The 19,646-nt window shown below is 46.6% G+C and carries 27 protein-coding genes and 1 tRNA gene; 22 read left to right on the top strand and 6 right to left on the bottom strand.

The window, feature by feature from the left end; genetic code table 11:
- Positions 1–3: 3 nt before the first annotated feature.
- The 4 genes from ygiD to msrA all read right to left on the bottom strand — a co-directional run bounded on the left by ygiD (position 4) and on the right by msrA (position 2,611).
- Entirely contained in the window at positions 4–828 is an 825-nt protein-coding gene (gene ygiD / locus KD145_RS10180) for a 4,5-DOPA dioxygenase extradiol (protein WP_212005786.1), read from the bottom strand.
- A gap of 90 nt (positions 829–918) precedes the next feature.
- Positions 919–1,329, bottom strand: coding sequence for an Rrf2 family transcriptional regulator (locus tag KD145_RS10175; RefSeq protein WP_212005785.1), 411 nt, complete (start codon positions 1,327–1,329; stop codon positions 919–921).
- Between the two features lie 83 nt (positions 1,330–1,412).
- On the bottom strand, positions 1,413–1,847 hold the full coding sequence (locus tag KD145_RS10170) for a hypothetical protein (protein WP_212005784.1): 435 nt from the start codon (positions 1,845–1,847) through the stop codon (positions 1,413–1,415).
- 119 nt (positions 1,848–1,966) lie between these two features.
- The gene (gene msrA / locus KD145_RS10165; RefSeq protein WP_212005783.1) at positions 1,967–2,611 is read right to left on the bottom strand and encodes a peptide-methionine (S)-S-oxide reductase MsrA; all 645 of its coding nucleotides are present in this window, start codon (positions 2,609–2,611) and stop codon (positions 1,967–1,969) included.
- Between the two features lie 244 nt (positions 2,612–2,855).
- Here msrA and KD145_RS10160 point away from each other — a divergent pair, with 244 nt between their 5' ends.
- A complete protein-coding gene (locus KD145_RS10160) occupies positions 2,856–4,148 on the top strand; it encodes a tyrosine-type recombinase/integrase (protein ID WP_212005782.1) in 1,293 nt (430 codons plus the stop codon).
- Here the strand turns inward: KD145_RS10160 and KD145_RS10155 are convergent.
- Together KD145_RS10155 and KD145_RS10150 are read right to left on the bottom strand one after the other, a co-directional pair.
- Complete coding sequence (locus KD145_RS10155) at positions 4,125–4,676, bottom strand: DUF4468 domain-containing protein (protein ID WP_212005781.1); 552 nt, start codon at positions 4,674–4,676, stop codon at positions 4,125–4,127. The genes KD145_RS10160 and KD145_RS10155 overlap by 24 nt on opposite strands.
- A gap of 163 nt (positions 4,677–4,839) precedes the next feature.
- Positions 4,840–5,202, bottom strand: coding sequence for a helix-turn-helix domain-containing protein (locus KD145_RS10150; RefSeq protein WP_212005780.1), 363 nt, complete (start codon positions 5,200–5,202; stop codon positions 4,840–4,842).
- A gap of 426 nt (positions 5,203–5,628) precedes the next feature.
- Here KD145_RS10150 and KD145_RS10145 point away from each other — a divergent pair, with 426 nt between their 5' ends.
- The 21 genes from KD145_RS10145 to KD145_RS10045 all read left to right on the top strand — a co-directional run bounded on the left by KD145_RS10145 (position 5,629) and on the right by KD145_RS10045 (position 19,636).
- The gene (locus KD145_RS10145) at positions 5,629–5,913 is read left to right on the top strand and encodes a hypothetical protein (RefSeq protein ID WP_212005779.1); all 285 of its coding nucleotides are present in this window, start codon (positions 5,629–5,631) and stop codon (positions 5,911–5,913) included.
- A gap of 12 nt (positions 5,914–5,925) precedes the next feature.
- Complete coding sequence (locus KD145_RS10140) at positions 5,926–6,180, top strand: hypothetical protein (RefSeq protein WP_212005778.1); 255 nt, start codon at positions 5,926–5,928, stop codon at positions 6,178–6,180.
- Between the two features lie 110 nt (positions 6,181–6,290).
- Positions 6,291–7,307, top strand: a complete 1,017-nt coding sequence (locus KD145_RS10135; protein ID WP_212005777.1) for a hypothetical protein — start codon at positions 6,291–6,293, stop codon at positions 7,305–7,307.
- 3 nt (positions 7,308–7,310) lie between these two features.
- Positions 7,311–7,580 (top strand): hypothetical protein, encoded by a 270-nt coding sequence (locus tag KD145_RS10130; protein WP_212005776.1) that lies wholly within the window; start codon positions 7,311–7,313, stop codon positions 7,578–7,580.
- A gap of 354 nt (positions 7,581–7,934) precedes the next feature.
- Positions 7,935–8,017: transfer RNA gene (locus KD145_RS10125), tRNA-Ser, on the top strand.
- 28 nt (positions 8,018–8,045) lie between these two features.
- Positions 8,046–8,759: a hypothetical protein gene (locus tag KD145_RS10120; RefSeq protein WP_212005775.1), complete on the top strand. Its 714-nt coding sequence runs from the start codon at positions 8,046–8,048 to the stop codon at positions 8,757–8,759.
- A 2-nt stretch (positions 8,760–8,761) separates the two neighbouring features.
- Positions 8,762–9,382 carry a siphovirus Gp157 family protein gene (locus tag KD145_RS10115; RefSeq protein WP_212005774.1) on the top strand — a complete coding sequence of 207 codons (621 nt, stop codon included), beginning with the start codon at positions 8,762–8,764 and terminating at the stop codon, positions 9,380–9,382.
- Positions 9,383–9,655: 273 nt separating this feature from the next.
- Positions 9,656–10,414 carry a hypothetical protein gene (locus tag KD145_RS10110; protein ID WP_212005773.1) on the top strand — a complete coding sequence of 253 codons (759 nt, stop codon included), beginning with the start codon at positions 9,656–9,658 and terminating at the stop codon, positions 10,412–10,414.
- Positions 10,414–11,964 (top strand): DEAD/DEAH box helicase, encoded by a 1,551-nt coding sequence (locus KD145_RS10105; protein ID WP_212005772.1) that lies wholly within the window; start codon positions 10,414–10,416, stop codon positions 11,962–11,964. Before KD145_RS10110 ends, KD145_RS10105 begins: the two co-directional genes overlap by 1 nt.
- The gene (locus KD145_RS10100) at positions 11,961–14,114 is read left to right on the top strand and encodes a VapE domain-containing protein (RefSeq protein WP_212005771.1); all 2,154 of its coding nucleotides are present in this window, start codon (positions 11,961–11,963) and stop codon (positions 14,112–14,114) included. Before KD145_RS10105 ends, KD145_RS10100 begins: the two co-directional genes overlap by 4 nt.
- A 329-nt stretch (positions 14,115–14,443) precedes the next feature.
- Complete coding sequence (locus KD145_RS10095) at positions 14,444–14,647, top strand: hypothetical protein (RefSeq protein WP_212005770.1); 204 nt, start codon at positions 14,444–14,446, stop codon at positions 14,645–14,647.
- On the top strand, positions 14,644–14,895 hold the full coding sequence (locus tag KD145_RS10090; RefSeq protein ID WP_212005769.1) for a hypothetical protein: 252 nt from the start codon (positions 14,644–14,646) through the stop codon (positions 14,893–14,895). Before KD145_RS10095 ends, KD145_RS10090 begins: the two co-directional genes overlap by 4 nt.
- Positions 14,858–15,220 carry a DUF551 domain-containing protein gene (locus KD145_RS32570; RefSeq protein WP_374223515.1) on the top strand — a complete coding sequence of 121 codons (363 nt, stop codon included), beginning with the start codon at positions 14,858–14,860 and terminating at the stop codon, positions 15,218–15,220. The genes KD145_RS10090 and KD145_RS32570 overlap by 38 nt, the downstream gene beginning before the upstream one ends.
- 161 nt (positions 15,221–15,381) lie before the next feature.
- Positions 15,382–15,597 (top strand): hypothetical protein, encoded by a 216-nt coding sequence (locus tag KD145_RS32255; RefSeq protein WP_249219783.1) that lies wholly within the window; start codon positions 15,382–15,384, stop codon positions 15,595–15,597.
- Positions 15,594–15,968: a DUF3127 domain-containing protein gene (locus tag KD145_RS10075; protein ID WP_212005766.1), complete on the top strand. Its 375-nt coding sequence runs from the start codon at positions 15,594–15,596 to the stop codon at positions 15,966–15,968. Before KD145_RS32255 ends, KD145_RS10075 begins: the two co-directional genes overlap by 4 nt.
- Before the next feature lies 1 nt (position 15,969).
- Positions 15,970–16,203, top strand: coding sequence for a hypothetical protein (locus KD145_RS10070; protein ID WP_212005765.1), 234 nt, complete (start codon positions 15,970–15,972; stop codon positions 16,201–16,203).
- 210 nt (positions 16,204–16,413) lie between these two features.
- Positions 16,414–16,737 carry a DUF551 domain-containing protein gene (locus KD145_RS10065; RefSeq protein WP_212005764.1) on the top strand — a complete coding sequence of 108 codons (324 nt, stop codon included), beginning with the start codon at positions 16,414–16,416 and terminating at the stop codon, positions 16,735–16,737.
- Complete coding sequence (locus tag KD145_RS10060; RefSeq protein WP_212005763.1) at positions 16,734–17,240, top strand: sigma-70 family RNA polymerase sigma factor; 507 nt, start codon at positions 16,734–16,736, stop codon at positions 17,238–17,240. Before KD145_RS10065 ends, KD145_RS10060 begins: the two co-directional genes overlap by 4 nt.
- Before the next feature lie 273 nt (positions 17,241–17,513).
- Complete coding sequence (locus KD145_RS10055; RefSeq protein WP_212005762.1) at positions 17,514–17,825, top strand: hypothetical protein; 312 nt, start codon at positions 17,514–17,516, stop codon at positions 17,823–17,825.
- A 167-nt stretch (positions 17,826–17,992) separates the two neighbouring features.
- Positions 17,993–18,475, top strand: coding sequence for a terminase small subunit (locus tag KD145_RS10050; RefSeq protein WP_212005761.1), 483 nt, complete (start codon positions 17,993–17,995; stop codon positions 18,473–18,475).
- Positions 18,476–19,636 carry a PBSX family phage terminase large subunit gene (locus tag KD145_RS10045; protein WP_212005760.1) on the top strand — a complete coding sequence of 387 codons (1,161 nt, stop codon included), beginning with the start codon at positions 18,476–18,478 and terminating at the stop codon, positions 19,634–19,636.
- Positions 19,637–19,646 lie beyond the last annotated feature (10 nt).

The raw sequence follows: 19,646 nt of genomic DNA, 5'->3' as shown, positions 1-19,646 counted from the left end.
AGATTAAACCGTCTGGAAGCAGCGCATACTGATGCTGCCGTTCTGGATTTCTTCGTAGGTGAATGCGATCTGTTCGTTTTTATTGACCAGTCCCAGTGTATATAACATGGGGAGATAGTGATCGTTGGTGGGGATAGACAGCTGGGCTGCCTGTCCGAGGGTATGATAGTTGATCAGGTCCTGGAAAGCTCCTTTTTCCAGCTTCTCTTTTACCAGCGCATCAAAGGAAACAGCCCAGTCGTATGGTTTGGCATTATCTGTAAAGATGATCTGGCGGAGGTTATGAACGATATTGCCGCTGCCCATGATCAGTACGCCTTTACGACGCAGTGCCTGCAGCTCGGCGGCCAGTTTGAAATGGTATTCGGGTGGTTGGTGATAGTCGATGCTCAGCTGGTACACGGGGATATCCGCTAGCGGGTACATATGTTTTAAAACGGTCCAGGCGCCATGGTCGAGGCCCCATTGCTCATCTTCCACTACCTGGGTGGAGGTGATGAGGTTTTTCGTTTCTCTGGCCACTTCCGGTGCGCCGGGTGCCGGATATTGCACCTGGTACAGCGCTTCGGGGAAGCCGCCGAAATCGTGTATGGTTTCAGGTTGTGGGGCTACCAGCACGTGCGTGCCTTTGGTAAGCCAGTGGGCGGAGATGACAAGTATAGCCCTGGGCTTGTCTTTCAGGGTCTGGCCCATGCTGGCCAATGCTTTGGTAAAGGCATTGTCGCTGATACCGTTCATTGGGTTGCCGTGTCCGATAAACATAACGGGCATGGCTATATCAGTGGTTTTCAGGTCACTGGTGATATGGTGAAATCCGTGTAAGTCCATAGAAATTTATTGATTTAGAGATTTAAAAATTCAGGGATTTTGGGGGATATACTCAAATCCCTAAATCAATAAATCCCTAAATCCGAAATGTCATTCAAATCTTCCTGAAAAATCGGCCAGCGTAATGTTTGCCAGTTTACGCAACAGGGCTCCTTCTATGTCTTCATACAGACTGTTGAGGTGTGCGTTTATCTGTTTACCCACGCTGCAGGCCGGGTTGGGCTGGTTTCGGCTGTTGCCCAGCAGGGAGGCCTGTTGTACGGCATGATAAATGTCGGACAACAAGATACTGGCAGCGGGTTTGGCGAGTGTGGCACCTCCGTTTTTACCTTCCTTGCTTTCTATCAGGCCGTGGTTGCGCAGGTTACTGATCTCTTTTCTGACCAGTACCGGGTTGATGTTAATGCTGCCGGCAATGTAGTCGGAAGACAATAGTGTCCCGCTTTCCCTCGCCATGAGGGTAAGTATATGTAACGATATGGGAAACCGGGCATTATTCATTCTGTAATCTACTTTATTACAGTACAAAAATACACCAAATCGGTGGGAAAGTAAAACTTTATCCTGATGGCAGTGCCTGTCGTTTACCGCTGGCTATAGAAATAGACGATACTGGCGATAATAAGCAGTATGACAATCAGGGTGATCACACAACCATTACGGTTGGGCTTTTTAACGGCATTGGTAAGGCCACGGGCCTGCAGGAGTTCTTCCACGGCGGTTTTAGCCTGCATCAGGTCGGTGCCGGGGCTGCCGGGAAGTTTGTTCATTTCTGTGTAGTAATGTTTGATCCCGTGGACCTTCCCGCTGTTCAGGCATAATTGTATGGACCGTTCGTTAATGGCTTTAACGGTGGTGTTTATGTCTTTGCCAGGTTTGCCGGCGGGAGTATCCTCTGAAATAACCCGTTGGCAGTGATGGCAAATAACCATTACATTGAATGGATCTTTCTCGGGAACAGTACGTATCAGTTGTGTGCTACCACAATTGGGGCAGGTAGCTGGTGGAATTAGCGTCATTAATAGTTTTTAGGACTCTTTAAAATAGGAAAAAATTACGAATTAAGAAAAAAGGAGAAGCCCCGGCAGGCCATGAATGTATGCCTGACGGGGCTTCTTCTGGATAAAATTGTCTTGTTTTATTGTTTTTTCAGGTGGCCTTTGAATACCTGTTTGAATTTTTCCAGTTTAGGTTTGATCACAAAGGTGCAGTAGGGCTGCCTTCCATTGAGATTGTAGTAGTTCTGGTGATAATCTTCTGCTATATAAAAATTGGTCAGCGGAGCTATTTCGGTTACGATAGGTTTATCGTAGGCGCCGGACTCCTGTAGTTTCTTCTTATAATACTCCGCTTTTTCCTTTTGCTCCGGGTTATGATAGAAGATAACGGAGCGGTATTGGGTGCCTACATCGTTGCCCTGGCGGTTAAGCTGGGTAGGGTCGTGGCTCACCCAGAAGGCCTGCAACAGCTCTTCATAGCTGATTTTGGCAGGGTCGTAGGTTACCTGGATCACTTCTGCATGGCCGGTATTGCCTTCACATACCTGTTCGTAGGTGGGGTTGGCAACATGGCCACCGGCATAGCCGGATTCTACTTTGATCACACCATCGAGGTATTGAAACTGTGCTTCCGTGCACCAGAAGCAACCGCCTCCAAAAGTGGCTTTTTCTACATGGGTATTTTTACTTACTTCCATATCTCCGGGAACTTTATCTGTCTTGTTCTGCGCACAGGCGAACAAGGCCAATGTTACGAAAAAGATGAATATTGAGTACTTTCGCATAAAATTAAAGTTTAAAGATACTGCGTTTTTAACATATGTAAAATACAGCACTGTAGCGGCATTTCAGGGTGTTTTCGTACTTTTACATTTGCTGTGTCAATAATAATTTACGTAAAAAATGATGCAGATAAACGACAAGTTTTTTAAATTTAACACATTCTTTCTGTTAATATTCTCCTAAAGCCATAAATGTTAACCATGCCAATGTTACAGCGTCTTTTTTGGTGGCTGTACTTTAAACTTTATGTTGTTTGATGTTGCTATAATTGTTATTTTCAGTCATAATTTTAGTCATAACATGTTTGTTCGCTCCAACGGATACATTTACTTCTCCAAATACTGCTCTGATGGTAGAGCAAAAGCCAGCACCGGCATAAAGACTGATGGCCCAATAGATAGGGATTCCCTAAAAAAATCCGAACAGTTGTTACTTAATAGAGTGGACGCTGCTGCAACTAAGCATGTTGAAAGCTGCGAACGATCCGGTGATCCACTTTTAAAAAGTGAACTTGAAGAGGTTGTTATAAAGGCCATTGGGCGGGAGATAAAATTCAAAAAGGGTATGTTTGCCGACTTTAAGCAGGTTGTTGAAGACGCAAAGACCGGTAAATTACTAAAACACAAATCAGAAGAGCGGTATAGTGAAGGGACCGTGGATATGTTCAACCAGTGCCTTTGGTACCTCGAAGAATTTTCAAAAACTACCGGAAACCCGCTAACCTACAATATAGATGTCAAATGGGTTAAAGCGCTTGTCAGGTGGTTTACTGATAATGGTAAGAGCAAAAATACGATAGCCAGCTTTGGGGGCGGTATTCGAAATTTATTTGGTATCACCTACCGGTTAGGGAAGCATAAAAATCAAATTTTCAAGCATGAATGCTTCTCATTTAGACCGGAACAAAGTGATAATATCCATTTGACAGAAGCGGAGATCAATGCCCTTTTGGGTCTGAACTTAAATAAGGCTCAAACTAGGGCGAGAGATATTTTTGTTTTTGGGTGTTATGTTGGCTTGAGAAGCAAAGATATGCGGCGGGTTAATGAGTATAAAGTACGTGGAGGTAATTTAATCGAAGTTCTAACTGCCAAAAAAGGTATTAAAGTCGTTATCCCATTGCACCCTCTGGTTAAGCAGATAATTGAAAAATATGGGGATGGCAATCTTCCTGTTATTGCTCGCAGTGGGATGAATCTAATGCTTCCAAAAATATGCCTTAAAGCTGCAGATATATGTGAAAGCTTCAAGGAACAACGTTTGGTAACGATAACAAGGGGAGGGGTTAAAACATCAGAATATTACCATAAATACGATATGGTCAGCAGCCACACCTGGCGGCGTTGTTTTTGTACCAATGCTTATAAAGCCGGTATTCCAATTGCCCGTATAATGCTTATTTCCGGCCATAAATCGGAATCCTCGTTTATGCGCTATATAAAAATAGAAGCAGAAGAAAATGCGCAGGAGTTATTGGGGCATGCATTTTTTAAAGGGAGGGAGGAGCTGCCTAAATTAGAAATCGGTGCCGGAAGCTGATTTTTGCATAGATACCTCCAAGGTCTTTGCAAAATCGTCCATATACGATTCTGTTTCATTTTTTAATCTGGCCCAGAACTCGTCTCCTTTCTTTTGCCCAACAAAAGACATTTTTATTGGCATTTGGTCAGAACTTGTTAAAATGCCATAATGGTATTTGGCTGCGGATTGATCTGTTGCGTCTATGCTTGTTATTACATATTTGTATTTGCCATCCTTCACCCACACATCGATATTAAATTTTAACATTGTGGTAACTGTTTGTTTCACTCCCAGTGCCGCCTTTTGATTAAAGGACATTATACCTATACCTTTCCCTGCAAGGTGTCCGGATTCCCTGTCTGTTATTTGTAAAACATCCTTTGCGTTCTTGAAGGTTGCATTAAACCATGCATGTGCCCTGGAATAAAGTTCATCCTTACTTGTGTTTTCAACAGGATTAATACGGGAGTAAGTTATAGCTGTATCTATCTGTGCGGACAACGCCGCTGGTATAAAAGCAATAATCAGGAGTAAAAATGTTTTCATTGTGGTGTATTTTTATTACGTAAATAGATTGCGTAGTGAAAATATAACTTCAGCTTCCTACTGCACCTGGCCCTCAGTATCAACCCACGTATCAACCTGCAAAACCTGTGAAGCATGAACAAGAATAATAGATGCAAACATGAGATCAAGCCTCGTTACAAGTTTATCCCTCGTTCTCAAATCCGCGCAATTCTTCAAGGGCCTCTTGATGTACGGCAGCAAAAGGTCGTTTCTCAATCAAAGCCTGTATCCGAGAAAGACGACTTAGTATCGTGAATCCCATAGCCCTGTTCGCAATTAGGGACGCTTCGACGAAGTTTTCGCTGTCAATCATTATATTTTCTTCAGAGTTGTAGTCTTCGAAAAACTTCTCTATAATCCTTATTTTAGCCGCCCTGGGAGTGGTTTCTCCACTTTCCCAGTACTGAACACTTCTTTTATCTACTTTTAGATATTTCGCCAAATCCTCCTGCGAAAGGCCTGATTCTATTCGCTTATTTTTTATGTAGTCTTTAAAATCTCCCATCTGTTAGAGAATTTTTAACAAAATGATGAAATAAATAACGAAATTTCAACGAAAAATAATTGTTTATTTCGGCGAAACTTCGTCTATTTGTATCACAATCGTACAACAAATGTACGACATGTACGAAAGATACCAACAGTATAAATACGCAATTTCTCTAATCAGTTTGACAATGGCATTATTACCAGGACAAATAGCCGACTACAGAGCACTTTTCAGAAAAGTTAATATTTCTCTTATCTGTGAAGAGAACGGACTTAATCGCCGGGTGATATACGCGGTACTTGCTGGAGAGTCAAGTCGGTACGAAGAAGTAGAAGCGGCTGCCGAAGCAGCAAGGAAAGAGCTTTCACAATGTAAGAGCAATGTGCGTCGCATACAAAGAAAGTAAGATCAGAAGTTAATAACCGCATAAAATATTATACAGTGGAAGCATTACAGCTTATATCATTACCTCTACCAAAGTTCAGGGAGATGCTACAGGAGTGCGCGAAACAAGCAGCTGATGAAGCTGTGGCAGCTTACGTCAAGATTAAAGAGGACCAGAATGAAGAAATAACCATTTCGCAGATTGCCAAGATGTGGGGGTGTTCGAAGCTGACTATTTCGAAACGGATAAAAGCACACATGGTACCTACTGTTAAGCTAGGAAGAGATGTTGCGATAAAACGGAGATGGCTCGAAAAAATCAAGCACCATAAAGCAATTTAAATAACTCTCTATATGGACAAGAAAGCATTTATCAAACAGCTCTACGCCCTTTGGATGGCTCCCGATACCAGGACTTGCATCGAGCAGTACGCGCTGATGGCGGAAGCCCTTATGCAGGACCAGGGAATCCGGTTTGATGGAGACGAACAACGGGAATGGTTCTACGAAACCATAAACAAGAACGCCCGCGATCCGTTCCGGAACTTCTATGCTGCTGCCTGTGTTGCCATGAGCTTTAAAAACATTTCGAAGTTAGCACACACATGACAATCTATGCTTCCCCGGCGCTATTCCTGGCGCTGGCTTCCTAAAGCAAACAACGGCCGGCACTACCAATGCCGACCGCTATTATAAATCTCAAAACGAAAAACAAAGTTATGCAAAACTATCAATTACCTGATGGCAAGGTTCTTATTCTGCGCAGCTGTAATTCAGACATGTCTGCTTATGGCGGCTTCAAGTGGCCCGTGTCTGGTCCTGTTGAAGCCCCGACTGAATGGAATAGCGAATGGGGGCCAAAGCCTTATGATATAAAGCTGGGGTGGAGTAAAGACGCCAGTTGTGGTGCCGGACTGCATGGATGGCTGTGGGCGCATGGAGATTTTGGACTTAAAAGTAGAGATCCTAAGGCAAAGTGGCTTGTAGTTGAAGTTTCGGAGGATGATATAAGTGATCTTGGCGGAAAGGTGAAATTCGGGTCAGGTGTTGTGCTGCTTACTGGTAGCTTCAGGGAGGCTTATGATCTTGTAATAAAATGGTACTGGTTGCGTAAGGCAGCACAAAAAGACACCACCGGTAACTCTGCGGACGCTTCTACCACCGGTGAATCTGCGCACGCTTCTACCACCGGTGAATCTGCGCACGCTTCTACCACCGGTGAATCTGCGCACGCTTCTACCACCGGTAACTATGCGCACGCTTCTACCACCGGTAACTATGCGGACGCTTCTACCACCGGTTACTCTGCGCACGCTTCTACCACCGGTGAATCTGCGCACGCTTCTACCACCGGTGAATCTGCGCACGCTTCTACCACCGGTAACTATGCGGACGCTTCTACCACCGGTAACTCTGCGGACGCTTCTACCACCGGTGAATCTGCGCACGCTTCTACCACCGGTGAATCTGCGCACGCTTCTACCACCGGTGAATCTGCGCACGCTTCTACCACCGGTAACTATGCGGACGCTTCTACCACCGGTGAATCTGCGCACGCTGTCGCATTGGGATATAGATGCAAAGCGCGCTGTGGAGAAAACGGCGCCCTGATTCTGTCATATTGGGATGGTAACCGTCGCCGGCATGTAATCGGGTATGCAGGGGAAAATGGCATTAAGGCTAACACCTGGTATCAGCTTAATTCCAGCAATGAACTGGAAGAAGTAAAACAATAGGCCATGGTAACAGCATACTTTATAACCCAATGCATCGCCGCTGGTATCGCCATGTTCGCTGGTCTTATGGCACTTATATGGTACGCTACAGATTTCTTCACCTGGTTATTCCGCAAAAAAAAAATGACTCTGTTATTTCTTCACCTGGCATGTGCGGCTATTGTTATCCTCATCTGGTTGGCTGAAAGCTGGGTATACAACCGGACGCATAATATTACCCAGGATAGCCGTGTCGGTGAGTATCCGCACTTGACAGACGAGCAGTTGAACTGATGCCTGGCATGATGAAAATACAGATTTCAGGCGTAACTGTGGCCACAACCAGGTACGAAACGGCAAACGGCCGGAAGGCTATTCTTTCACTTTACAATGCTCTCTACAATGCAAAAGAATATACTCTTACGATTATACCTGATGAATGCGCAGATACAGAAAGCGCCGGCATCAGCTCGCAGGAAGGAGCTTATAGTGCTGATCTTAGGCGCCATCATCTTCGCGGCGATGACAATCCCCATCGTTCTTTTCTTGCTTGAAAAATAGTTTTGGGATGGCATCCGGGAAAGACCGGACGGGGCCCAGCAGCGCCATTTAGGCGGCTCCGCCATAGTAGTTAAAAGCTGGGCGAAAGGAGAGGTGGCAGAGTGGTAATGCAGCCGGTTGCTAACCGGTAGGCTGTAACAGGTCCCAGGGTTCGATTCCCTGTCTCTCCACTTTTACTAATCTCAAAACGAAACTACCATGTCTACAACTATTCAACCTGCACAACTGGACCAGAGCATAATACAAAGCCTGGTACTGAATGGTGATCTATCAAAAATGGACCCGCAGATGAAAGTGACGTATTACAAACAGTTCTGTGAACGGATCGGTCTTGATCCATTTACCCAGCCATTTAAATTACTGAAGTTGAATGGAAAAGAAGTCCTGTACTGTGATCGGTCCGGCACCCAGCAGTTAAACAAAAAGCATTCCATTTCACACGAGATCCGTGGCCGGGAAATTATATCCGATTGCTATGTGGTTACAGCTCAGGCAATTGATCCAACGGGCAGGCATACAGAAAGCATAGGTGCAGTTTCTATCATCGGACTTAAAGGTGAAAATCTTTGCAATGCCATGATGAAAGCAGAGACAAAGGCGAAACGCAGGGCAACATTGGATTTGCTTGGCCTGGGCATTCTAGATGAAACAGAGGTGGATGCAATTCCTGGTGCAACGACTACACCTTTAGATCTTAATGGCCAGTCTGAAACGACTACACCACCTGCCCGACCATTGGCACCAGATACTCTGCCGGCAATAACCGATGCCCAATTTTTTCAGGCATGTACACGTGTTGGGACAGGAGACGCGAATGCCTACCATAAAACAATTCAATACTTCACCTTAACTACTGGACAGCGTAAGCAGCTTGATGATCTTATGCTTAACAGCAGTAAAAAAACTGCATAACCATGGGAGCTACAAGAGAACCTTTTGAATCTGCTGGGGCATACCAGGAGCGTAAAAAATCCCTTTTCAACATCAGGCAGGATCACCTTTCCCTGTTGACTGAAATCGAAGATGCAGACGGCCTGTTGACACCGGAGCTGGAAGAGCGCCTACGCTTAACAGAGGACGGGTTTAAGGAGAAGGCCATTAGCTATGGCTTTGTAATCCGTAAAGCAGAAGCGGAAAGCGATACAATCGCTGCAGAGATTAAACGCCTGCAGCAGCTTAAACAGCAGTCTGACCGGAAGGGGGAATTGTTCCGGAAGATGCTGGATGAAGGCATGCAGCAGTTTGGTATGGATAAGGTGGATGGGGACCTGCTTAAAATAGTCTACCGCAGATCTAAATCCCTTTCTCTGGTGGATGGCTTCGAGGATAGCATCCTTAAATACTTCAAGATATCATATGAGATGCGTCCTGACCTGGAAGCAGAAGCCAAAGAATCCGGCATAATGGATCTTACTTTTAACTGCTTCGACATTAAGATCACCCCGAACAAAACACGCATTTCTGATATGTTAAAAGGAGGGATCGAGATCCCTGGTGCCAGCATACAGGAGAAGAGTAACCTTCAAATCAAATAGCCATGGGTAAAATAACTCTAACCACTGCACAGAAAGACGTTGTGGAGTCTATTATTCTGCACAATGGAACTCTTCGCAAGCATGTGAAGCCATCTGGATCGCAATGCTATCGGCTTGTTGATGCACAGTTAAATCCTGTCAGGAATGTTACCACACAGGTGGCAGAAGACCTGCATCAGCTAAGCGTGCTGGATAAAAACTGTGGCGTCATGACGCTAAATCGGGCAATGCTCCCGAATATCCACGGATACTTCACTTTCAGATAGAAACAATATGAATGGAGAAAATATAGTTGTATGGTTTTCTTGTGGTGCTGCAAGCGCTGTAGCTGCAAAGCTAACTATTGAGAAATATGGGAACGATAATAATATACGTGTCGTTAACACCTTTGTTGCTGAAGAGGACGTGGATAATCGCAGGTTCCTTGAAGATGTTTCGCAGTGGATAGGGAGGCCAATAGAAATCGCAATTAATCCGAAGTATCCTAACTGTTCTGCTGCAGAAGTATGGGAAAAGAGACAGTATATGTCTGGTATCTATGGTGCTCCATGCACAAAAGAGCTGAAGAAGGAAGCGCGTTATCTGTGGGAGAAACAACATAACCCGGATTGGCATGTATTTGGGTTCACTGCCGACGAAAAAATAAGGCATAATAATTTTATTAAAAGCGAGCGATCGAATGTAATCCCAACGCTTATAGATGCTGGAATTTCCAAGGCAGAATGTTATACGGTTTTGCTTAACGCCGGCATTGCACTTCCGAATATTTATCAGCGTGGATATCCTAACGCAAACTGTATTGGCTGTGTAAAATCCACATCTGCTACGTATTGGAATCACGTACGGCGTGTTGACCCGCAGGTTTTCAAATCACGGTCTGAGCAATCCCGTAGGTTAGGCGTTCGGCTGGTGAGATACAAGGGACAAAGGATGTTTCTCGACGAACTTCCGGAAACAGCATTTGGCGCCCCGTTGAAATCAATGCAATTTGAGTGTGGTATATTCTGCGAGCCGGAAAATATTGTTAGATAATGAAACAACTACGACAATACCAGGAAGATGCAATAACAGCGGTGGCCAGGAAGGTGGCGGATGGGAAGCGTAAGGTTGTTTTTCAGCTGGCTACTGGGGGCGGAAAGACAGTAACATTCTCCGGATTGATAAACCGGTATCTGGCCCGTAACAACAAAAAAGTCCTTATCCTGGTACACCGGGAGGAATTGTTACAGCAGGCCCGGCGGACGTTGTATGACTGGTACGAGATCATTGGGCACCCTGTTGTTGCCGGGCAGAAGTATCTGCCCAACGTACCTGTATATACTGCTATGGTGGAAACAGCGTATAACCGTCTCCGTAAGAATCCGAAACACTTTGGCGACGTTGGCCTGGTAATTATAGACGAATGCCATATTGGCAACTTTAAGAAGATGCACCAGCACTTCCACAGCAGCATGATTGTTGGATTTACTGCCACGCCTATCAGCGCCAGTAAAAAGGAGCCACTTAAAGACCAGTACGACGATATCGTTTGCGGGATCGACATACCCGACCTGATTGCTTCTGGCAGCCTTGTGCGCAACCGGACCTACCATGTAAAGAACATCGACCGAAAAACGCTTAAGATAAAGGGCGGCGAGTTTGACGACAGGCAGATGGGCAATGAGTTTTCAAAGGCGAAGCAGGTAGGTAATACGGTGGAAGGATACCAACAGCACTGTAAAGGCACTAAGGCCGTTGTCTTTAACTGTAATGTAGAACATAGCCAAATTGTAAATAAGGCGTTCCTCGATGCTGGCTACCCTTCCAGACACCTGGATGCTACCAGCGGGGATGCATACCGGAAGGAGTGTCTTGTCTGGTTAAAGGAAACACCTGGTGCCATTCTTAACAACGTCGGCATATTGACAACCGGGTTTGATGAGCCATCTGTAGAAACGGTGATCATCAACAAAGCTACTACCAGTCTGCCCCTATGGTTGCAGATGACTGGCCGCGGATCCCGTCCGTTCCCTGGGAAAGATTTTTTCACCATCCTGGACATGGGAGGCAATGCGCTACACCATGGTGACTGGTGTGCGAGCCGGGACTGGTCAGATATGTTCCATTATCCGGAGAAGCCCTGCGATAGTGACGGGGTAGCACCTGTAAAAGGCTGTCCGGAATGCGATGCCATTATTCACGCCTCTGCCACCACCTGCCCGTTCTGCGGTGCCAATGTAAAGAAGGAGATGCAGATAGATTCGGCTCTGGCGGAGTTCGAGCTGCTAACTGAAGAACGCCCACTACGTGTAGCCGTTCAAGATGTCGTGCAGAAGACGGAAACAGCCGGGTGGAAACTTTACGCTGGCCTGCACCAGATTAAAAGTTCTATTATCCAGACCGCGAAGCGTGACTGGAAAGTCAGGGAGCTTACTGACCCTATCGCCGAAAAGCTCCGGAGTATGTACCAGGACAAGGTAAGGGAATGGTGTAAAGCCCAGGGTAAGCGATATAACCAATGGCATAAAGACACTACCGCCCAGTGGTTTGACGAAGAGTTACAGCGTGTTTTTAATTACCAGCAGAAAGTAGTAGCAGCATGACGACAGTAAGTATCTACAGTAATATAAGGCAGGTAACAGGTACAAACGAAATACCAGTGGATATACTGCTGGACCACATTCGCGATGGTAAATACCAGGATGATGTGCTTGCAGTACGTAACGGGCAGAAAGAAAAGGACACACTTGTTGCTGTTTGCCTGTCTGGCAAGTTTTCGGAACGCCGGATAACCGGATTGGTTAAGCATTCTGGCTTTATCTGCATCGACGTGGACGACGTCGATCCGGAAGACACCAAATCTATTATCTGTGCTGACCGGCATGTATATGCCGCTTTCGTATCAGCAGGTGGGCGCGGACTTGCTGTTATGTTTAAAATCAATCCGGATAAGCATGCGGAGGCTTTCGAAGGTCTGCAGGAATATCTGTACAAAAACTATCAGCTTGTCGCCGATCCTTCTTGCCGGGATGTATCCCGTGCCAGGTTTGTATCCTGGGACCCGCATCTGTTCTTAAACGAACATGCCGACAAGTTTACCCAGTACCCGAAAAAGGAGCCGGCAGCGCTTAAGAAGGTGGCGGAAGTGGTCTATGTGCAAAACGATTTTGAAGATATCGTGCGGGAAATAGAAGCACAGCGCCTTGATCTCACCTATAACTATCAGGCATGGTTACGCATTGGCTTTGCCCTGGCTGATAAGTTCAGTCACAACGGACGCCAGTACTTCCATCGCCTCAGCCAGTTCAATACCGGATATAAACCAGACCTGTGTGATCGGCAGTATAATAATTGTCTGAAAGCCGGACGTAGCGGGGTAACCATTGCCACCTTCTACTACTATGCTAAGCAGGCTGGATTGCAGACAGTATCTGCACGGACGCAGAAAATTGCTACCGTTGCCCGGAACATAAAGAAGTCCGGCAGCACACAGCAGGAGGCTGCCAGGATGCTCCAGGATGCCGACGGTATTTCTTCAGATGAATCTGGCCCCATCATCGCTCAGGTATTTGCCGGTGCACATGTGGAGACTGACGAAAGCCTGATATCCCAGGTGGAGGAGTGGCTGCGGTATAACTACAGCCTGCGAAGGAACGTTATCACCCGTTTCATCGAGTTGGATGGTAAGCCTATCGAAGACAGGGATATAAATACCATCTGGAAAGAGACAGCTAAAGTATATGACAAGGTGAGTAAGGACATGGTGCGGAACATAATCCATTCAAACTTCACACCGGATTATAATCCGTTTGATGAGTTTTTCGAAAAGTACCAGCACATCAGGCCGTCAGGCGTTATCGACGAATATTTTGCCTGTGTCAACTCTGATACGGGTATGGAGGAAGGAAGTGAGTTTTTTCCTGATTTCGTACAGTACTACGGGAAGCGGTGGCTCGTGGGAATGATTGCAACTCTATTCGGTAAGCCGTCACCGCTGATGATGGTACTGTCTGGTGAAATCGGAACCGGGAAGACTGAATTTTTCCAGCGACTACTCCCCGTTGAATTGCAAAGCTACTTTGCTGAGTGTAAGATGGACAAGGATAAAGATGATGAAATACTTATGTGTAAAAAGCTTATCATTTTCGATGACGAGCTTTCCGGGAAGAATAAGAAGGAAGAGGCTAAGCTTAAATCTATCCTGTCCAAACAGAACATAACCGTCAGGGAACCATACGGGCATGCCTCCGTAACAATGCGCCGTATCTGCACCTTTGCCGGCACGACCAACCATCGTGAGATACTGCGTGACCCTACCGGCAACCGGCGTATCATCCCGGTAAATGTACTGGGAATAGACTTTAATCGCATCGATCAGGTGGACCGCATACAGTTAATAATGGAAGCATACTGGCTGTGGAAAGATGGCTTTAAATGGGAGCTGTCAAAAACAGACGTACAGCTGTTAAACGCTCACACCACCGGGTTTGAAAATTACTCATCCGAATATGAATTGCTCATAACTCATTTTGAATATGTCACTACAGATTATAACCCATCTGCCATATGGATGACCTATGCAGATATTATTTCCTATCTGGAAAGATACTCCACTATAAGATTAAGCCGGGAGCAGTTGATGAAAGAAACGAATCGGCTGGGCTGGAAGTCAAAACTGAAAAAGGTTGGCAGAGATACTGCGAGACGTATTTACCTGATACAGAAGCAGGTAACAGTGGTAACAGGTAGGTAACAGTATGGTGTTACCACGCTATTGCACTACGGTAAAGGGTTTTAAAGGTAGGTAACAGTAGTAACACTAAATATTATAAAGTTATATAGATAGGAGTATAGTAATAGAGCAATATATAAACGATATATACAGTATATATAGCCTATATATCCTATAACTTCAAAATAGTTTTTGTTATAAGAAAGTTTTGAAAATGTGGTGTTACCTGTTACCTGCTGTTACCTTTCGCTACTATGGCTGATTTACGTGGTAACAGATGGTAACAGTGTGATCGCCAAAACAGGCAAAACTGACAAAACATCATAAAACTGACACTAAAAAAGGAATATATGCCCCGTAAAACAAAACACGAAGAAATGCTGGAGTGGCTGCGAGCGTATCGCCCATTCATTATTGAGGTCGATTTCTCCGCCTATAAATCGCAGGTATGCCTGTTGGCGAAGGACTACCTCGACGCGCAGGAGAAAGCGGCTAAAAAGTACCCAGGATTGCCGGTAACGATTCTTTCACAGTTAACAACAGTAGTGATATGAGACTAACACCTGTTCAATTCGCCACGCTGAGGGATAGGATAAATTCCAGTTGGCATATTATGGCGGCTGTCGTCCTTGGGCATCTGCTTTATGTTGTAAAGGGTGATTGGCTATATGTATTGGTAGTTCACCCCGACGGTAAGTTAGAACATCTGCCAGGACACGGGAAGTATTGGGAAGATGAGATAGAATTTATCAATTCAGTAATAGATGAAATTATCGGCAGGGAGGTCGAGAGCGATGACTGAAAAAATAATGGATATCCTAAAAAAATGGTTATCAACAAATGATAATCGCATTATCTATGGCATGCCGGATGCTGCGAAAGAAATAGCGCAAATGATGCGGTGGATACCGGTATACGAGGCACTGCCAGAATCGCTATCGTATTGTCTATTCGTCATTGATGATGTAGACGGTCCGCTCCACGGTAAGGTTATGGGCGGCATTTATACAGGTGATCCAGATAGCCGACACCTGAGAAAAATATTCTCTACCCCTGGAGCTTGGTGGAATGCTTCCCACTGGATGCCATCACCGGAACCACCTGCGCAGGAGGGCGGTAACAGATGACCGAAGCATTATCATATGGCGGCCGTGGGCAGGGTAAGACGTCGATGTCAGAGGCGCAGCTCCAATCACGTTGCTACAAGTGGGCACACAACACGTACCCGCAGCTCCGCGGCCTGCTGTTCGCGGTACCCAACGGTGGCACGCGACATGCACGTGAGGCTATGACGCTGAAGGCTACTGGCGTGGTGCCGGGAATACCAGATATGATCTGTCTGTACAATGGGAAGCCGGTAGGGATCGAGTTTAAGACCAATGCCGGCAGGACATCACCAGCACAGGAACAGGTTCATCAGGTGTGGCAGGGCGCCGGCATAGAGGTGTACCTGGTGCGAGACGAAACCACATTTCAACAACTTATAAAAACAATTCTATCATGAGCGATCAAGCTAAGATCACCCTTACAGGTACTATCACAGATATCTTCCCAGCTGAAGTATACGGCAACTTTGAAAAGCGTGTACTGTGGCTTAAAGAGAACACAGAGAACTACCCGCAGCACTACAGCATAGAATTTACCCAGGGGAAGGGTAACGAACTGGATTCTTATAACCCTGGTGACGTAGTGGAGATCGGCATTAACCTACGCGGACGACACTACGAAAAGAACGGGAAGGCTGGTGTTATCAACAGCCTGCAAGGGTGGCGTATTAAGAAGCTGTCAGCCAACACGCCGGCGCAGACCCAGTCCACCCATCAGTCAGCACAGGCCGCAGCACCTGTATCCGCTAACGACGATCTCCCTTTTTAATATGCGCACCTGGGAAACAATTATTAGGGCCACCGATCCGGTTACCGGAGAGCTTAAAACGTTCGGTGGCCCTAACATCCAGGCGCCCAGCCAGCAGCTGGCGCATGAATACTGTCAGGCCAATGGGATGGGCTACTGCCGCATCGGGAATGAGATCGTGGCAGAGATACTGGCCCGCCCCGATGGCTCACCTGACTGGAATCAGCGCATTGACTACGACAACAACAATAATTAATCACCAGCGGCGCCGTAACTCCGCATAATAAAAACCAGATGGATCGTTTAAGATTTTATAAGGGCCTAGCGCCAACTATATTTTGCCTTATCGCATGCATTCTGTTCGCAATTGGCGACTATAAGAGTGCAGCATTTGTTATGGCCCTTGCCATATTCGAGAAGATATAACCATCACCGCCGCCCCGTAAGGCGGTATAACACATACCAGATGAGAGAGCAGATATTGACAATTATACACGGAACTGTTAGTGTCGTTATGTACGATACTGTCCTCGATGACGAATCAGTGGAGCAGGCGACAGACGAGCTATTACAGCTATTCAACGAATCAGAATGGGTACGCCCATCTGATCGTATGCCAGCCACAGGGGAGATCGTACAGATCATATGGCATGGACATGCCACTGTAGGGATGTACGAAAGCGAATACTGGAAGGCATTGCAGTGCATGGGAACCATTAATGATCTCGCCTATGATATTACCCCTACATTCTGGAAGCCATTATCATCACCACCAACCACTACACCATGAACAGAGAACAGATAATTAACCAGCTTGCCCACGATCCGGAGTACCACACCATATGCCGACAGGTAGCGCGCACCGATGCAGACGACCTTTACCAGGAGCTTATGCTGTTTATCCTGGAGATACCAGAGGACAAACTGGCAAGGCTAAACGAAACCTGTCTGAAGTGCTTTTTCTTCCGCATGGCGCAGAAGCAGTACAACAGTAAGACCAGCGCCTACCACCGTAAGTTCAGGCAGCCAGGTGTAGTGCATTTGCCCGAGAATGCAGGTGATTACCTGCCAGATATTCCAGACGATGCTGACGCCAGCGATCTGATTGCCGATGTGCAGGAAGCCATGGCGGGGATGTACTGGTATGACAGTAAGCTGTTGGAACTGTACGCCGACGCGGGTACTATGCGGGCCATCGCCAGCGACACAGGCATTCCGTTAAACAGTGTGCACCACACCATAGCTGGTGCGCGGAAGCAGATAAAAAAGAAACTCGCCCATGCAAATAAGTAATATCATCACCGCCCTGGGGGCCGCCTGCCTTGCCCTGGTATTTATCGAATCCGGCGTACCGCACTGGATCAAGGTGCGCATATGGGGACGGGATGCGTATAGGCACCGTTTAAAGCCGTTTGACTGCCACCTGTGCCTCGCTTGGTGGTTGGGTATAGCCATAAACTTTTTCGGAACAAAATCGGCTTTTTCGATATATACATGTGTACAGTCGGCACTCACTGGCGCCATTGCTTCTATAGTGGCCGTGCTGTTGCACAAACATTTATCGAAATGAGTTTCACAGAAGAACATATTGAATACCTGGATCAGCATCGTGGGCATTATGATACGCTGGTTACAGCCGGGTATATGAAGAACCTGGACGAGCCAGTAAAGCGCCGGATGCAGGAAATATATTGGGAGGCCGTTGGCAGTACCCGGTTTACACTGTGGTGTAATGACTGCGTGGCGGATATGGTGCGACAGCTTTACACGCAGTTGCCAGTTGACGAAACTAAGGCGCCGGATGTCACTCCGCTTACACTGGTAGCGCAGGTAGTGGACCATGGCGGCCGTGGGCATAGCCGTCGTAAACGCAGGTAGTATGTGTTCAAAGCGCACACTCACCCGCCAAGAAGCGCAGAATGCGCTATACTGGATACGGTACCACCGTAATCGCAAGGCAATGCGCCGCCGGAACGAATGCAGACATTACTGGTGCAGTGAGTGCTGCGCATTTCATTTAACGAGTAAAGGCAAACAGGGATACAATGGCTAAGCAAAAGAAGCATGAGAAGCCCGGCCGTCCGGAGGGTAGTTATAAATACACTGTGATGGAGATACAGGATGCGTGGCAGAGGTATAAGAGTGAATGTAAGGCCGCTGTAAAGTTCGAGGTGAGCGCTGGGAAAGTACTGCGCGTGCCATGCCCACAGGTATACACTCTGGCAGATTTTCAGGTTTTTATTGGGACTACCCGCCAAACATGGAGCGACTACAGGGATCGGGCTGAGTATGCCGAAGTGATCACGGGGATTGAGGAGGAAGTTCTTGCCTGTAAAGGATCTGCCCTTCTAAATGGTAGAGGTAGTACTGCCGGTATTATATTCGATCTTAAGTGCAACCACAACTGGATAGATAAACAGCAGATAGAAGCTAAAGTGGATGTTACGTCGGTTGAGGTTAAGCTCGTGCCGGCTACTGCCATGACCATTGCCACATCTGAAAAGGAAGTAGAGGATAGCCTGCAATAAATGTTTGACGTTGGCCCATTATATGAAGCGAATCTGTTAGCCCGCGCTGATATCGTCGTAAATCAAGGCGGCACCAGCAGCGGGAAGACATACAGCATATTACAAGTTCTTTTCACGAAGGCAATACAGGCTCCTAACCTGGTCATTACCGTGGTCGGTCAGGATATGCCCAACCTGAAGAAGGGAGCGTTAAGGGACGCGGAGACGATTCTTGCCGGAAGCCCGGAGCTGCAAAAGCTGGTCGTCCAGTACAACAGGACTGACCGCGTTTTAAGATTCTGGAATGGAAGTATAATTGAGTTTACCAGCTACCTCACACAGCAGGACGCGAAGTCAGGGAAGCGTGACTATTTGTTTATCAACGAGGCTAACGGCATCCTGTACTCTGTGTATTCAGAGCTGGCCATGCGCACAAAGCGGCAGATATTTATCGACTATAACCCTAACTCTGAATTCTGGGTACACACGGAGGTCTTGCAGGATAAGGGCGTACAGATGCTTATATCAGATCACCGGCACAATCCATTCTGCCCAGATAAGATTCGGCGGAAGATTGAGGCGCTTCGGCACAAAGACCCTGAACTGTTTCGCGTTTATGCCCGCGGCCTTACCGGTAAGATAGAGGGGTTGATATTCCGAAACTGGACAATCGTGGATGATATTCCAGAGGATGCGCAGCTGGTAGCATACGGTCTGGACTTCGGCTTCACCAATGACGAGACCGGGCTGCTGGGAGTGTGGAAGCAGGACGGTGAGCTGTGGCTTAAAGAGTTACTGTACGAAACAGGACTGACCAACCCGGCTATTGCACAGAAGGCATATGCCGCAGGTATTTCACCATATCAGGAAATAGTGGCAGACAGCAGTGAGCCTAAGTCCATAATGGAGATAAATAACGAGGGACTGCTTGTTATGCCGGCACTGAAAGGACCGGACAGTGTGAAAAATAGCATCGATATTATAAAACGGTGGCGGCTAAACGTAACCCGCTGCAGCGTGAACCTCCGGAAGGAGCTGAATAACTATAAATGGCGGGTCGATAAGAATGGGAAGCCGATGAATGAGCCTGTGGATTTCATGAACCATTTAATCGATCCTCTGCGATATGTTGGGCTGAATCATCTGGCAAACAGTAACAGTGGCGTATATACGCTTATTTAAAATAGACAAT

This window comes from Chitinophaga sp. HK235 (assembly GCF_018255755.1).
Taxonomy (GTDB): Bacteria; Bacteroidota; Bacteroidia; order Chitinophagales; family Chitinophagaceae; genus Chitinophaga.
The sequence above is the reverse complement of the archived record's forward strand: the minus strand, read 5'-3'. Positions and strand labels throughout refer to the sequence as shown.

What these genes read in the sequence shown, in the direction of transcription:
- KD145_RS10100 (WP_212005771.1), top strand. Translation starts at nt 11,961, where the DNA reads ATGACGACAGTAAGTATCTACAGTAATATAAGGCAGGTAACAGGTACA.
- KD145_RS10115 (WP_212005774.1), top strand. Translation starts at nt 8,762, where the DNA reads ATGGGAGCTACAAGAGAACCTTTTGAATCTGCTGGGGCATACCAGGAG.
- KD145_RS32570 (WP_374223515.1), top strand. Translation starts at nt 14,858, where the DNA reads ATGAAATTATCGGCAGGGAGGTCGAGAGCGATGACTGAAAAAATAATG.
- KD145_RS10120 (WP_212005775.1), top strand. Translation starts at nt 8,046, where the DNA reads ATGTCTACAACTATTCAACCTGCACAACTGGACCAGAGCATAATACAA.
- ygiD (WP_212005786.1), bottom strand. Translation starts at nt 828, where the DNA reads ATGGACTTACACGGATTTCACCATATCACCAGTGACCTGAAAACCACT.
- KD145_RS10055 (WP_212005762.1), top strand. Translation starts at nt 17,514, where the DNA reads ATGAGTTTCACAGAAGAACATATTGAATACCTGGATCAGCATCGTGGG.
- KD145_RS10090 (WP_212005769.1), top strand. Translation starts at nt 14,644, where the DNA reads ATGAGACTAACACCTGTTCAATTCGCCACGCTGAGGGATAGGATAAAT.
- KD145_RS10075 (WP_212005766.1), top strand. Translation starts at nt 15,594, where the DNA reads ATGAGCGATCAAGCTAAGATCACCCTTACAGGTACTATCACAGATATC.
- KD145_RS10110 (WP_212005773.1), top strand. Translation starts at nt 9,656, where the DNA reads ATGAATGGAGAAAATATAGTTGTATGGTTTTCTTGTGGTGCTGCAAGC.
- KD145_RS10135 (WP_212005777.1), top strand. Translation starts at nt 6,291, where the DNA reads ATGCAAAACTATCAATTACCTGATGGCAAGGTTCTTATTCTGCGCAGC.
- KD145_RS10050 (WP_212005761.1), top strand. Translation starts at nt 17,993, where the DNA reads ATGGCTAAGCAAAAGAAGCATGAGAAGCCCGGCCGTCCGGAGGGTAGT.
- msrA (WP_212005783.1), bottom strand. Translation starts at nt 2,611, where the DNA reads ATGCGAAAGTACTCAATATTCATCTTTTTCGTAACATTGGCCTTGTTC.
- KD145_RS10130 (WP_212005776.1), top strand. Translation starts at nt 7,311, where the DNA reads ATGGTAACAGCATACTTTATAACCCAATGCATCGCCGCTGGTATCGCC.
- KD145_RS10105 (WP_212005772.1), top strand. Translation starts at nt 10,414, where the DNA reads ATGAAACAACTACGACAATACCAGGAAGATGCAATAACAGCGGTGGCC.
- KD145_RS10160 (WP_212005782.1), top strand. Translation starts at nt 2,856, where the DNA reads ATGTTGTTTGATGTTGCTATAATTGTTATTTTCAGTCATAATTTTAGT.
- KD145_RS10150 (WP_212005780.1), bottom strand. Translation starts at nt 5,202, where the DNA reads ATGGGAGATTTTAAAGACTACATAAAAAATAAGCGAATAGAATCAGGC.
- KD145_RS32255 (WP_249219783.1), top strand. Translation starts at nt 15,382, where the DNA reads ATGACGCTGAAGGCTACTGGCGTGGTGCCGGGAATACCAGATATGATC.
- KD145_RS10070 (WP_212005765.1), top strand. Translation starts at nt 15,970, where the DNA reads ATGCGCACCTGGGAAACAATTATTAGGGCCACCGATCCGGTTACCGGA.
- KD145_RS10095 (WP_212005770.1), top strand. Translation starts at nt 14,444, where the DNA reads ATGCCCCGTAAAACAAAACACGAAGAAATGCTGGAGTGGCTGCGAGCG.
- KD145_RS10170 (WP_212005784.1), bottom strand. Translation starts at nt 1,847, where the DNA reads ATGACGCTAATTCCACCAGCTACCTGCCCCAATTGTGGTAGCACACAA.
- KD145_RS10155 (WP_212005781.1), bottom strand. Translation starts at nt 4,676, where the DNA reads ATGAAAACATTTTTACTCCTGATTATTGCTTTTATACCAGCGGCGTTG.
- KD145_RS10175 (WP_212005785.1), bottom strand. Translation starts at nt 1,329, where the DNA reads ATGAATAATGCCCGGTTTCCCATATCGTTACATATACTTACCCTCATG.
- KD145_RS10060 (WP_212005763.1), top strand. Translation starts at nt 16,734, where the DNA reads ATGAACAGAGAACAGATAATTAACCAGCTTGCCCACGATCCGGAGTAC.
- KD145_RS10065 (WP_212005764.1), top strand. Translation starts at nt 16,414, where the DNA reads ATGAGAGAGCAGATATTGACAATTATACACGGAACTGTTAGTGTCGTT.
- KD145_RS10140 (WP_212005778.1), top strand. Translation starts at nt 5,926, where the DNA reads ATGGACAAGAAAGCATTTATCAAACAGCTCTACGCCCTTTGGATGGCT.
- KD145_RS10045 (WP_212005760.1), top strand. Translation starts at nt 18,476, where the DNA reads ATGTTTGACGTTGGCCCATTATATGAAGCGAATCTGTTAGCCCGCGCT.